Source organism: Photobacterium pectinilyticum, from assembly GCF_024357955.1.
GTDB lineage: Bacteria > Pseudomonadota > Gammaproteobacteria > Enterobacterales > Vibrionaceae > Photobacterium > Photobacterium pectinilyticum.
On sequence record NZ_JANEYT010000111.1, the window covers coordinates 1 to 12,873 of the forward strand.

Genomic DNA, 12,873 nt, shown 5'->3' on the forward strand with positions numbered 1-12,873 from the left:
GACGAGTCCCCAAAGGGTATCAAAAATGTGTTCAAGAGAGTGGATCAACCTGACCAGTTAATTTTCCAGTTTGGTATCACAAGCAATAATATAACCAAATGGAAACTTCTTTGCCCATAGTTGTGGTTGATCGGTTGTCTGAGGGCATTATGAGAGCGTATTGCTAGGGAGCTGGCTCTTGGGGTAGATGAGGCGGTTGTGATTTAAATCAAAGGCCTAGCTAATAGCTAGGCCTTGTTCATTCTTAATAAACCTAATTTGCTGTTGGCAAACTAAGCAGGTGATCGGGTGAAGTTGCTACTTAGCTAATTCACTGATCTGGTTGTTGGCCAGGTTGTACTGGAAACGGCGCGTAAGGTTTGAATGGGTTAGGCTGAACTCCACTTGCGCATCGTTCCAAATGACTTTTTCTAGCTGATACGCTTGCTTTTCAGACAAATCGTGCAACAGCACAGTTTTCAACTCAGGTTGGTTTGAGCGTACCAAACTATAAGCGATTTCAGAGGTTGCAGGGTTATCAGGTGCATAACCAGTAATAACATCTACTTCACGATCAGCTGCAAAGTGCTGGTTGAATTCAGGCTGTCCTTCAATGGCATAGCCCTGAGTGAATTCAGTCTGGCTTTCTATTAACTGGACATCACGCATGCGCTCCAAAGCACCGCTTAACGGGTTAACGATTGATTTACGTTGTTCATTGGCAAGGTGTGTGCCGCGCACGTGGTAAGTTAAATCTAATTGTTGCTGATGTGGGTTAATAACCGTATTCAGCTCAACTGCTGCATCTCCTAACCAAAGAATAGCTCGGCGGAAACAGACATCACGGTATGCCTCTTCATCCCACTGTACGAGAGTGTGGCTGTCGACTTCAGCTGGTTCGTTTGCCCAGTTCGCTTCGCTTGCGACCAGAGTATATTTATCATTCTGCTGGTAGTTGAGTAGTGTCGGATTGATCGGAGACTGGTTTTGCTGGTTAACGACCAAGGTATTGTGGGTGGCAGTGTTTTTGTAATAACCGTAGTGGAGCTCTGCGCCGTAACCTGTGGTACCTAGATCCGGTAGGATCTCTTTACCGTTTCGGTTCAAGATCAAGCCAAGGCGGTCATAGTGATCGTGTTCACCACCATAAGGAGCGTGCTTAAGTAGCATTGAATTGTTGCGAGCTTCGTCATAGCAGATAGTCAGGCCCGCTTGCTCAGCGTGCATTGATTGACATTTTATCGGCTCAGCATTTGGCAGCTCATCGACACCATACAGCAACGCATCGATATTATCGCGGCTGATATTTTGGTAGATGCTCGTCAATACTTGTGCAAATTCCTCACACGGTGTTTGCTTGTAGGCAAACTCAAATAGGTGTGCATGAGTTAGCTTTTCTTGCCCGGCAATACTGTCGTTCAAGCGAGGGAAATCACCATTATTCATCACCAGTTTGAGTGGGAACTTCATCATCTTGAGGTAGTTCGGGTTGCTGCTCACAGAATATGGTGTGCTATGGGCGATCTTTTCAAAGTTCAGCAGAGCTTGCAGGGCGTAATAGTGATAATGCACTGAGCCTTCAAACCACATACCTTCACCAAGGCAACCATGGTTTAGCTGGTAGTGGATTCCGTAGTCGGTATTTAGCGCGAAGTCGATATAGCGGTGGTCATCGAGAATCAGTCCAATCACACCGATAGTCGCATTGATTTTCATTTCATGGTTATGCAGCTGAGCGGAACGATGCTCCATTAAGAACTCGGCCCCTTCACGTAGCAAGCGCTTTTCAATTTTGTCCTGCTCTTGCTCTGTCAGTGCTTGCTTAATGAAATCATAGCCACGCGCTAAATCAATATGGCAGTTTGCTTCACATAAGGTTTGTGCGTTTGCTTTCCCTGGCCCATTGTAAGGAATACCACCGTGAACTTCGTAATCAGGGTAGTAAGTTGCATATGCTAGTAAGATTTCGCGAACTTTTTCTAGATATATCGGCTCCTCGGTAATTTGCCACAGCAAGCCCAAATCGTAACAGGCTTTGGCGTTCAACCCATTTAGCCAGCGCCACCAAGCACCGTCATACGGTTCACCGGTAAACTCTTTACCATCAACAGGGCAGATGTGTGACAGGGGCTTATCGCGATCCCATGTTAGGCGTACTCCGTGTTCCGGGCAAAAGTAATAAAGATTCCATGTTGCGCGGCCATCTTCAGGAACCAACACCGGATTGTTCAGCACTACTTCATTGTCGTTTTTCAGCGCATCAATCATAGATTGAGTGGCTTTGTTTTTAATCGCGACCATCTGTTGTGATGAGAACTGCAGCATACTCACTTACTCCCCTGAGAAGCTATTAGATTAAATTTTTGCGGCTTGGTGTAAGCAAATTTTTGGCCTAATGCAAGATCAGGCTGATGCTATGGTAACCCAAGCTGTTTTTGAAACAATGGTTCATTATTCACTTAAAAGCTATCGTGATCGATAATAAAATTCTTGTTTTGTGATACGTGAAACATTGTTTTAATTATTTTGGGTTGGGTTGGGTTGGGTTGGGTTGGGTTGGGCTGTGTGTGGTAGGGCGCGTAAAGGGATAGATGTTTGCTGGGGGGGGGAATATAACAAAAGCCAGCAGGGATACCCTACTGGCTTTTCCGGGTTCAATCTCTAAGTGAGAAGGTTACATGCCGTAGCCAAATAGGTTTGGCAGCCACATAGTAACCCATGGTACGTAGGTGATTAGCATAAGTACCGCTATCTGCGCGACCCAAAGTGGGATTAGCGGTTTAATTACACTGGCTACTGGCACGTCACCAATTTTACAGCCGGCAAACAGAGCCGTACCTACTGGCGGAGTACATAGGCCAATACATAGGTTAAAGGTGATTAGGATACCGAACTGGATTGGATCCATACCAAACTGAGTCACAATTGGCAGTAAGATAGGGATAAAGATCAGCTTGGCTGGTGCGCCATCCATAAACACACCAATAAACAGCAGCATGATGTTTATAAGGAATAGAACGATGATTGGGTTTTCAGAAATGCCTAGCATTGTGCTACCAACCATGTATGGGATATCAGCAATCGACATAGTCCAAGACATTGAGCTAGAGATACCGATTAGGACAAGGATAACCGTAGCCGATAGCATTGCCTCACCGAATACGCGAGGAATATCACGCAACCCCATTTGCTTGTAGTAGAACATCGCTAGCGCCAGTGAGTACACAACCGCAATTGCAGATGCTTCTGTGGCGGTAAACACGCCACCGATGATACCGCCAAGGATAATCACTACCAAGCCAAGTGCCGGAATTGCTTCCAAAAGTGTCTTTTTAACAATAGCCCAAGTAATGCGGTCTTCTTTCGGGTAGCCCTTACGCTTAGTCCAGAAGTAGGTCACAAACATTAGCGATAGGGCAATCAGTAGGCCAGGGATGTAACCTGCTAGGAATAAACCGGCAATTGATGTACCACCACTTAGTAGAGAGTATGTGATCAACGCGCCCGATGGCGGGATAATCATACCAATTGGACATGAAGCGATGTTTACCGCAGTAGCAAAAGCGGGATCATAACCTTTTGCTTTCTGCGCGGGTACCATAACACCACCAACTGCAGCTGCAGAACCAATTGCTGAACCAGAAACCGTACCAAACATCGTGTTAGCTACGATATTTGTGTGTGATAGTGCGCCTGGCAGACGGCCAACTAGTAGTAATGCAACGTTGATTAGCTTATCGGCAATCCCCCCAACGCGCATAATGTTACCTGCCAGCATGAAGAATGGCAGTGCAAGGAATGCGAAGTTATCTACGCCGGTGATCATTTTCTGCGCCACAATCAGGATTGATTGTTCCAGTGGGAACATCATCATGGTTGCAGCAATAGTTGAAAGGCCAATAGAAAACGCGACCGGAACGCCCAGGCCGAATGAGGTTATTACAAAGGTGACTAGCATCACCAGCATCATCTGAATTTCAAGACTCATATTTCCTCTCCCTATACTTCAGACAGCTTTAAATTTTGCTTTCGTTTTTCTTCGGCGATCTCATTCGCGTAATCCGCGATATTTAGCATGTTGTACAACAAAATGATCAACCCAGAGATAGGTACCACAATATAAATGTAAGACATAGGCATACCGAGAGAAGGCGTAAGCTGGCCTGTCATAGAGATATTGTTGTACTGCACGATACCTCCGTAAATCATAACCATCATGGCAAACTTAGCGATAAACAGCTGTACAATTATATTCAGTACCAGCTTCTTAATTCCTGTCAAACGTGTACCTAGCATTTCAATTGCAAGGTGTTGGTTTTGGCCGACCATATAGGCTGAACCAGTCAGGCCGCACCACATTAATAGAAAGCGCGCAATCTCATCGGTTGATGTACTTGGTGAATGCAAGACAAAGCGGGAAAACACTTGCCATACCACGCACGTCACCAAACTAATGGTGAGAATACTGACCCCGGTCCCAATGACCCGATCAAATAGCTTTCGAACAAAGTTCAACATGAAAACATGCTCCTGTAAAAATCCTGGTGTCATTCTGTCCATCTGAAGCGCTATTTCAATGGATTAATTTCAAAAATAAGATCGATGTAACAATAAAAATAAAATATCGTTTCAATAAAAAGGAATTGTGATTTCTATCTATTTCCATTTGTGAGGTTTAGATTTATATTGATTTCAACTCAAAACGTTTAATTGGATAGAACCATGAAACTAAACAAACTCAATGCTGCCCTTATCGCTGGTTTAACTTTTAGTGCATTTGCTGCTAACGCAGCTACATTACGCCTTGGCCATAACACTCATCCAGACGGTCCAACTGGCCAGTATTTTGAAATGTTTGCCCAAGCAGTTGCTGAAAAGTCAGATGGAGACATTCGTGTTCGAATTTTCCCTAACTCGCAGCTTGGTACCCAGCGTGAAATGCTTGAGCAGGTTACTAATGGCCTGCTAGATATGACTAAAGTTGATAGTTCAATGCTTGAGAACATTGAACCTAAATACAAAGCGCTTAACTACCCATACGTTTTTGAAAGCACAGAAAAAATGCACGAAGTTGTGTCTGGTGAGCTTGGCCAAGAACTACTTGAGTCGACAGAAAAGCGTGGCTTTATCGGTTTGGGTTACATCATGATGACACCTCGTGGTTATTACTCTCCAAAGCCAATCAACGGCCCAGAAGATTTGAAGGGGATGAAACTGCGTGTTCAAGAGTCGAACACAATGATTCGTTTAGTTGAGAACATCGGTGGTATCCCAACTCCAACACCATACGGAGAAGTATTCTCTGCACTACAGCAAGGTATGGTTGATGGTGTGGAAGGTGCTGGCCCATCGTTATACACAGCACGTCATGGTGAAATTGCTAAATATTTCTTTGAAGACAACCATGTACAGATGGCAAACGTTATTGCAATCAGCAACCGTGCATGGAACCGCCTATCAGAAGATCAGCAAGCGATCGTTCGCGAAGCGGCGGTAGATGCGATGAACTATAGCTACACCACTGGTTGGGATATGGAGATGGCGCTGCAACAAAAAGCGGTTGATCAAATGGGGGTAACTATTGTTCAGCCAACAGAAGAGCAGCGTCAGCAAATGATTCAATCGATTCAGCCTATGTATCAAGATCTGGAAAAAAATGAGCCAGAAGTTTACGAGTTCCTAAATCAAATCAAACTAGCTCAGCAATAATAAGGTCAACCTGCACGCTACCTGGAAGCAACTTCAGGTAGCGTGTTTGTCTGTCTTTCAAAGGTAATACAATGAATAAAAAATTTCTCGACGATAACTTTTTACTTAGTAACGAAATCGCACAGCATCTTTACCATGACTACGCGAAGTCACTGCCGATCATCGACTACCATAACCACTTGAGTCCTAAAGAGATCTATGACGATGTTCAGTTCTCTTCTATTGCAGAAGCTTGGTTGGGGCATGACCATTATAAGTGGCGTGCGATGCGTGCTAATGGTATTGACGAGTCCTTTATTACTGGTGATGCAGACTCTCGCGATAAGTTTGATAAGTGGTGCCAAAGCGTACCTTACCTAATTGGTAACCCGCTATACCACTGGAACCACCTTGAGCTGCAACGCTACTTTGATATTGATCTGATTATCAACGAGCAAAATGCGGCTCAGATTTGGGAAACCTGTAACGAGCAGCTTAAACGGCCTAGTCACAGTGCACGTAACTTGCTTCGTATGATGAACGTTGAATCACTATGCACCACTGATGATCCACTTAGCGATCTTGAGTACCACAAAGCGTTGGCTGACGAAGGCTTTGAGGTCAAAGTGCTGCCTACCTTCCGCTCAGACGATTTGTTCTACATCGAGAACACGAACAAGTTCCTAAGCTGGGTTTCAGGCTTAGCTGAAAAAACGGACATCAATATTACCTCGCTTGATGAGTTGTTCTCTGCCCTAGACCAGCGGTTTACCTATTTCCATGAAGTGGGCTGCCGTCTATCAGATATGGGCATCAAGGTAGTGCCTTACGCTGCTTCTACTGTGGAAGACGCGGATTTGGTATTCAAAAAAGTGTTGGCTGGTGTAGCGATCAATGCTCATGAAGTAGAGGTCTTTAAGACTCAGATCTTCCATTTTATTGGGCAGAAAAACCATCAGCTTGGTTGGACTATGCAGCTTCATATTGGCGTTCTTCAGGATCCAAACGCTCGCCGCTTTGAAGAATTGGGTGGAGCGACTGGCTTTAGTTCAATGGATGATCAGATTTTTGCTGCAAACCTAGGCAACCTGCTTAGCGACCTAGACTATAAACATCAGCTTACCAAGACCATTGTCTACTGCCTAAACCCACGCGACAATGCGATGGTTGCCACCCTTATTGGTGCTTTCCAAGACAGTGACTTTGGCCCAGGTAAGATCCAATTCGGTTCCGGCTGGTGGTTCAACGACCAGAAACTTGGCATGATCGACCAGCTTACAACACTGGGTAACCTAGGTATGCTAGGACGTTTTGTTGGTATGCTAACTGACTCGCGAAGCTTGTTGTCTATGCCTCGCCATGAGTACTTCCGACGTATCTTGTGTAACTTGATCGGCCAATGGGTTAAAGACGGTGAGTTACCGAACGATGAAGCGTTACTTAAGCAAACTGTCGAAGGTATTTGTTACTACAATGCCAAGCAGTATTTTGATTTGTAATATAAACTAAATGCAACAGATTATGCTTATATAGACTGCGCTGTGTGTGCCCTGAATTTAGGCCGCCAGTTGATGGCTTTGGAGCCAGAACTAAGCATGATCTAAAGATAATTTGGTTTTAGTGTTGATCATCTATTTTGTTGCAAGTCGCTTTAGATAAAGCTTATTGTATTTTGCTCCCGGTTCGGTTTTTTTTTCATTTAGGGCGCATACTTACCAGGCGCCAGATAACCCAGCGACCAGTAACCTGTTATATATGTTGCTGCGAAGCCTGGATGAGGTGTGATTTACCAATCAAAGTCAGCACATAAGTGCTGGCTTTTTTTTGCCCGGCGAAACTGACAAATCCGTCAGACGGAGGAAAACCATTGATAGGAGTCATCGATCTAGCCATACCCTGAAGGTCGGCGTAAGCCATTTGAATACCGTGCCACCTTCACGATTAGTGAAGAAGCCGATATAGCTTCCATTATGCGCAGGCAGTGGCATAAAGAGATGGTAGCCAGAGGGCTATCCGCTCATAAACCTGATATCGTTTTCATGTTTTTCAGCCAGGGCTATTGACGAAATAGCCCGTTATTCCGATCAATTTATGGTATTTGACAGTGATACTAAACATAGGATGTTGAAAGTAGGCATGAAAGCTCAGTTGAAAGTTGTCAATGCAAAGCCAGCGAAAGCCATCGAAGCGTGGTTTGCTAATTTTTCAAATCACGACAATGTTGATTATCGATTGATTTGTTTTCCTTTTTCGGGTGGTGGTGCCAATATCTACCGTCAGTGGCCAGCGCACCTGTCACAGGCGGAAGTGTGGGCGTTGAAGCTACCGGGCCGGGAGGTCAGGTTCTCCGAGCCGGTGATAACTGACCTTGAGCTGTTGGTTGAAACGCTGGCACCGATAGTAAAGGCTTTGATGGATAAGCCATGCGTGTTCTTCGGTCATAGCATGGGGGCTTTGATTGCTTTTGAGTTGGCCCGTTATATGGAAAAACAATATGGTTGCACACCTGAACTCCTAATCGTATCAGGTTTTCGTTCACCAGAAAGGAAGAGTAAGAAGCGACAACTGCATGCCCTACCTGAGTCTGAGCTTGTCAGTGAACTACGTGAATACGGTGGGACAGTACCTCAGATCCTTGAGCATCGAGAAACTATGCTGCTACTGCTGCCGATGCTTCGCGGCGACTTCAAAATACACGAAACCCATTATTTTGACCCCTCACAATCGGTTAGTTGCCCAATTCGTGCGCTCTATGGTCGCGCCGATGACGTTGCCGATAGGGACGATATCGAAGGTTGGCAAAAATATACTCAAGGGGCATTTGCTATCACGGCGTTCGATGGCGAGCATTTCTTCCTCAATACCGAGTATCCCCGGATTTGTAGTTTGATAGAAACGCAGATGGGTAGTTTGACTTCAGGCCGGAGAAGGTTTAGTGCCTAGGGGGGAGAGTAACGTCGATGACATATCGGCTCGCGATATCATCTATATCATGGGCAATAACGTTGAAAACTGGCCTCGGCTTTACCGCGATCTTGCAAAGTGCGAACAGGAGCAAGTTGATCGGTTTGTGTTCGAGAAGGACAAAGCGAGGTATACGGTCAGCCACAGGTTTATGCGCAGGATCCTCGTCGACAACCTTGGCTGCACTGGGAGCGAGTTGGCATTTTCTCAAGGCCGCTACGGCAAGCCATACCTAAGCGGACAGACAGGTTTGTTTTTCAACTTAAGCCACAGTGACGACTGCAGCGCCTTGATGGTCAGCCGCTATGGCGAAGTGGGGATCGATGTCGAATCGCCGAGCCGTATGTCCGTGAGTGAGATTGAATCATTGAAGTTTGCCGTGCTGACGAATGCTGAGCGCAAAAGTTTAGCGCGTTTGCCTGCAGACCAAAAGAGTGAAGGTTTTATGCGGTACTGGACTCTGAAGGAAGCCTATTTGAAGCAGAAAGGATGGGGATTGTATTACGATTTGGCCAAGTTGAGTATTTCAATTGATGAGCCGATAGCTGTGGAGGTCGCCGGAGAAAAGGATCGGGACATTAAGCTCGGTTGCACTCAGCCGCTGGGACATACAGTGTCTTGGGCTACACTTAATAATGCAGCTCCGCTGTTCAGGCATCTTGAATGGCCAATGTAGGTTAAATTTTGTGTATAACCTAGGGGTGATATGATGCTTTGACTCCATCTCAGGAGTAAAATCAAATAAAACAGCAATTACTCAAATATTTTTTGTAATTGTAAAATTATATGATAAATTGCTTTCAAGATTTGAGAGCATCAAATTGCGAATAAAAGATCATTCTCCTTAGAACGGGGGAGAGTGGTTTAAAGTTCTACTACTGCACTTGTGTGATTGAGACCGACTGGGGAAGCCCAGTTGATATCCTGATTGGAACCCTGGATATTAGGAACGGGAAACGGCCCTGAGCGAAAGCTCAGGGCTGTTTTTTCTTGTCTGGTCAAATATCAGAGCAATGTGTAGGTACGGCTTATACCAAAAATACTAAACAAATTTTTTGCAGATTGGTATTAAGTATTAGCAGTATTGTAACGGCGGTTTCGTCCAGACCAAACCGTCGTGTCTGCCAAATCTTCAATTGGGTTTTCTTCCCTAACTCGACTTCTTCTTCGGCGGTGAAGACTGCCCTGCGTATTCTTTTGGTAGTGGCTGCTAAGCTGCCGGAGGCTCTTGATATCAGATAATTTCATCGTTCTCTCCATAAACAGATACTGATACCAGCATAGTGTTTTTACCTGAATAGAAGTTGACGTAAATGCTCAATTAGTTGCATTTACCGATTAAGATCTGACACTTTGTTCATTTGTGTGATGTATGCAGTATGTTCGGGTACATTGAATGTTGAAAAGCTCTTTTTCGTGCAAGAGTAAAATATTTTGTTTTGCCTGTGCTGGTGGTTTTTCTATTGGATGAAAATGTTTCCGGTTGTTGACGTCACCACTTTTTATTGTTTTATTACATGAAAACATTAAATTAATTTGAACCGGGTCACACTTAAGGGTAGTGTTTGGTCGTTCCTTGGCAATGAATTACACAGTGTGATGGCAAAATGATTGAAATGTTAGCAATCCCCCAAATTTTACTGGCTCGCCTAAAAGCGGATGAGCAGAAGGCAAAGCAACAGCAGGACGCCAAACAGCAGGAAGCTAAGCAATAAGACGACAATAAATCGCAGGCCCTTCAGTGGGGTGGCTGTCGAGACAGAGTTAAATAAAAAAGCGGGTCATGAAAATGAGCCGCTTTTTTATTGTGTTATTCGTTATTTAACAAGAGTAAATCTAGTTCGGAAACATACTCACGGTAACCAGCCTTCCACCTTTGGGTGGCCAAGTTTTCATGCTTGGTATTGAGACACTGGCCTGTGTAGTGCTCCCCTTGCTTACCATGTTTATAGGTTTTGTAGGGTAGGCAGTAATCTTCAATACCTTGTTGGTAACCCAGGCGATAATCGTTGATAGCGCCTTCAGGCATTTCACTGAGTCTATTCAGTTCGGCCTCGGTGCGAACCAAGCGGCCATTTTTACCGTCTTTAACACCAATCATTTTCCATTGGTTTTCTTGAGCCAGTTCTGTGTCATAAGACTGACCGGTGCAGGCCGCTAAGCCGAGGACAGCTACAAGTAAAACTAGGTGTTTCATCGTCTACCTCCGCAAGCAAGTGTGAAAGTGATCCCGCTAGCGCAAATAGATAGGCTATCTGACTGCTGGGCAGGTCTTACACTTCAAGTATAAATCCTTATGAAAAAACGGGCATAAAAGCCCGTTTTTTATTGTGGTCTAACTGTTAGATAGCAACCGGGAGGGGGCTGTGCGAGGCCAGTAATAGCCGAGGTAGTTCCAACCAACCCAAAGTACGAGACCTGTCGCAACGATCATTTCAAAAATACCCAATCGTTCGAGCCATGACCAATGTGGATAATAGATGGCAAACCAGTCCGTAAGGCGCTCAAGTGCAACGGCGCTGATCACCGAAGGGAAGGTGACTGCGGCCAATGACGGTTGAAAGCGTTGCTTAAGTAAATTGAAATAGCACAGGTAAACCAAGATAGTCATGGTGATACCTATTCCCGCTAACGCACCGGTCAAGACTGGGTCCGGCTCACTGACATTCAACAGATAAGCGGTCAACGAAAGGTTGACAGGGGCTGCCATGATAGCGAGCGTCGGTCGGGCTGGTCTTGGCAGTCGTCCAGCAAAGCATAAACGGTAGAGCACGACAGGTAACATAAGGAAGTAAATGGCGATACAGGCATCTGTCATGGCCAAAGCGAAATCGTGGTGACCAAGCTGTGGGCCAGCCAAGGTACCGCTAATTGCCCCTACAGGGTAGAGGAACCAGCTTGGGTACATATTAGTTAATCGAAAGTTTTTGATTTGGCAGAAAAAGAAGAACCCCATCATAAACATATGCAAGGCCAGTGCGGGGTACCAAAGAAAGCGAGCGACTTCAACATGGAGCGAAGATAGGTAGTCGGATAAGACCAGCAAGGTCATCGACATCGGCGCCATTAAGCTCCCATAGAGTGGGTGGCGGAGGTCCTGGATAAAACGCTTAGGGTTGAACAAGTACTTAAGAACCACGGGGATCAGCAGCATAGCACCGATCAGAGCACCTATACCGCGATACCAATCGGCATGCTCAGGGAAGTACAGTGACCAGGCAAGGCCCGTTCCCATTGAGGCTAAAGCCAACGCGGCTTGGGCCGTAGGAATGTGTATCAAAGCATTGGTTAATGCTGTCATTGAGTTATAAAAACCTTCGTTGAACATAAAACAGATTGGAGAAGGGAGCATTTTACAACAGTTTGGTAGTGAGATTACGGGGGATGGATCAAAACAGAGTTTGGACTCGGTCACATTTTGGTCGAAGATTTGGTAAATCAGGTTTGCTAAAAGTGGAATTTAGTACCATATTTAATTTGTGACCTGTAAATGAGCTGATTTATATTTAGCTTCTGGAGGAATGAGCTGTTTTCGTACATGTGGCTCAAGGGTACAGGAAGCAGGTTGATGTGAATCAACCACACTAAGCGTCGGTATTGCTTAGTTTACAATTTGGTTAAGTGACAAAAAACAAAGTACTTCTTCGTCAAACACTAAAGATGTCCGATTTAAATTTGTGACTATATCGGATACGGCATACTCAACGTAATGAGTGGCGAAGCCTCAAGTTGTATTTCAATCAACGCTCTATGTGTGCTGTGTAGGTAGACTGGAGCAACAGAATAGTGATAAAACTAAGCCGCACTGCAATGGTGCGGCTTTTATTTTGCAGCTAAAAAAATATCGCCATTTCATTGAAAATACTAACCTGCTGTTTTTAAACGTCTGTTTAATGTTATCCACAAAAACAGTGGGTAACTTTATGGTAAATTCCTTCTGTATTGATTGTTTCGTCAGCATTTGTTCAATTGGTGATGGGGTTACCGGATATCATAACGTTTATTTGATATTTTTAATTCGTAAAAGGAATTATAAATATCAAGAGGTTAACCATGATCAGCCCGTTCAACTCTTTGACCATACGCCAAACTTTACTCATTACCTTCGTTATCCCCACTTTACTGCTGTTGTCTGTGATCGGTTGGCAAACCCATCAATTAATGGATAATACCAATCTAAGTAAAAATATGATCTAATTGAGGTTACTCTTTCAGACAGTCACATCGCTATGGATAGCCTCA

10 protein-coding genes are annotated in these 12,873 nt (G+C 44.7%); 5 read left to right on the plus strand and 5 right to left on the minus strand.

Translation table 11 applies throughout. The features are described from left to right. Nucleotides 1–297: 297 nt before the first annotated feature. From NHN17_RS24020 to NHN17_RS24030, 3 genes are all read right to left on the minus strand, one after another. Nucleotides 298–2,304 (minus strand): heparinase II/III domain-containing protein, encoded by a 2,007-nt coding sequence (locus tag NHN17_RS24020; RefSeq protein WP_255045191.1) that lies wholly within the window; start codon nt 2,302–2,304, stop codon nt 298–300. A 349-nt stretch (nt 2,305–2,653) separates the two neighbouring features. Beyond that, nucleotides 2,654–3,967, minus strand: coding sequence for a TRAP transporter large permease (locus tag NHN17_RS24025; RefSeq protein WP_255045192.1), 1,314 nt, complete (start codon nt 3,965–3,967; stop codon nt 2,654–2,656). An 11-nt stretch (nt 3,968–3,978) separates the two neighbouring features. Next, nucleotides 3,979–4,497 carry a TRAP transporter small permease gene (locus tag NHN17_RS24030; RefSeq protein WP_255045193.1) on the minus strand — a complete coding sequence of 173 codons (519 nt, stop codon included), beginning with the start codon at nt 4,495–4,497 and terminating at the stop codon, nt 3,979–3,981. A gap of 204 nt (nt 4,498–4,701) precedes the next feature. Here NHN17_RS24030 and NHN17_RS24035 point away from each other — a divergent pair, with 204 nt between their 5' ends. The 4 genes from NHN17_RS24035 to NHN17_RS26005 all read left to right on the plus strand — a co-directional run bounded on the left by NHN17_RS24035 (nt 4,702) and on the right by NHN17_RS26005 (nt 9,307). Further along, nucleotides 4,702–5,688 (plus strand): TRAP transporter substrate-binding protein, encoded by a 987-nt coding sequence (locus NHN17_RS24035; protein WP_255045194.1) that lies wholly within the window; start codon nt 4,702–4,704, stop codon nt 5,686–5,688. Nucleotides 5,689–5,759: 71 nt separating this feature from the next. After that, nucleotides 5,760–7,166, plus strand: a complete 1,407-nt coding sequence (uxaC, locus tag NHN17_RS24040) for a glucuronate isomerase (RefSeq protein WP_255045195.1) — start codon at nt 5,760–5,762, stop codon at nt 7,164–7,166. Nucleotides 7,167–7,803: 637 nt separating this feature from the next. Further along, nucleotides 7,804–8,610 carry a thioesterase II family protein gene (locus tag NHN17_RS24045; protein WP_255045196.1) on the plus strand — a complete coding sequence of 269 codons (807 nt, stop codon included), beginning with the start codon at nt 7,804–7,806 and terminating at the stop codon, nt 8,608–8,610. Next, the gene (locus tag NHN17_RS26005; protein ID WP_255045197.1) at nt 8,603–9,307 is read left to right on the plus strand and encodes a 4'-phosphopantetheinyl transferase family protein; all 705 of its coding nucleotides are present in this window, start codon (nt 8,603–8,605) and stop codon (nt 9,305–9,307) included. Before NHN17_RS24045 ends, NHN17_RS26005 begins: the two co-directional genes overlap by 8 nt. Nucleotides 9,308–10,441: 1,134 nt before the next feature. On the opposite strand, the gene NHN17_RS24055 is transcribed toward NHN17_RS26005, so the two are convergent. Further along, nucleotides 10,442–10,828 carry a DUF2799 domain-containing protein gene (locus tag NHN17_RS24055; protein WP_255045198.1) on the minus strand — a complete coding sequence of 129 codons (387 nt, stop codon included), beginning with the start codon at nt 10,826–10,828 and terminating at the stop codon, nt 10,442–10,444. A 138-nt stretch (nt 10,829–10,966) separates the two neighbouring features. Further along, a complete protein-coding gene (locus NHN17_RS24060; protein WP_255045199.1) occupies nt 10,967–11,932 on the minus strand; it encodes a TDT family transporter in 966 nt (321 codons plus the stop codon). A gap of 412 nt (nt 11,933–12,344) precedes the next feature. On the opposite strand from NHN17_RS24060, the gene NHN17_RS24065 reads away from it, so the two are divergent. After that, complete coding sequence (locus tag NHN17_RS24065) at nt 12,345–12,800, plus strand: hypothetical protein (RefSeq protein ID WP_255045200.1); 456 nt, start codon at nt 12,345–12,347, stop codon at nt 12,798–12,800. Nucleotides 12,801–12,873: the final 73 nt, after the last annotated feature.

Coding starts and splice junctions, on each gene's coding strand:
- NHN17_RS24020 (WP_255045191.1), bottom strand. CDS start 2,304: ATGCTGCAGTTCTCATCACAACAGATGGTCGCGATTAAAAACAAAGCC.
- NHN17_RS24025 (WP_255045192.1), bottom strand. CDS start 3,967: ATGAGTCTTGAAATTCAGATGATGCTGGTGATGCTAGTCACCTTTGTA.
- NHN17_RS24030 (WP_255045193.1), bottom strand. CDS start 4,497: ATGTTGAACTTTGTTCGAAAGCTATTTGATCGGGTCATTGGGACCGGG.
- NHN17_RS24035 (WP_255045194.1), top strand. CDS start 4,702: ATGAAACTAAACAAACTCAATGCTGCCCTTATCGCTGGTTTAACTTTT.
- uxaC (WP_255045195.1), top strand. CDS start 5,760: ATGAATAAAAAATTTCTCGACGATAACTTTTTACTTAGTAACGAAATC.
- NHN17_RS24045 (WP_255045196.1), top strand. CDS start 7,804: ATGAAAGCTCAGTTGAAAGTTGTCAATGCAAAGCCAGCGAAAGCCATC.
- NHN17_RS24055 (WP_255045198.1), bottom strand. CDS start 10,828: ATGAAACACCTAGTTTTACTTGTAGCTGTCCTCGGCTTAGCGGCCTGC.
- NHN17_RS24060 (WP_255045199.1), bottom strand. CDS start 11,932: ATGACAGCATTAACCAATGCTTTGATACACATTCCTACGGCCCAAGCC.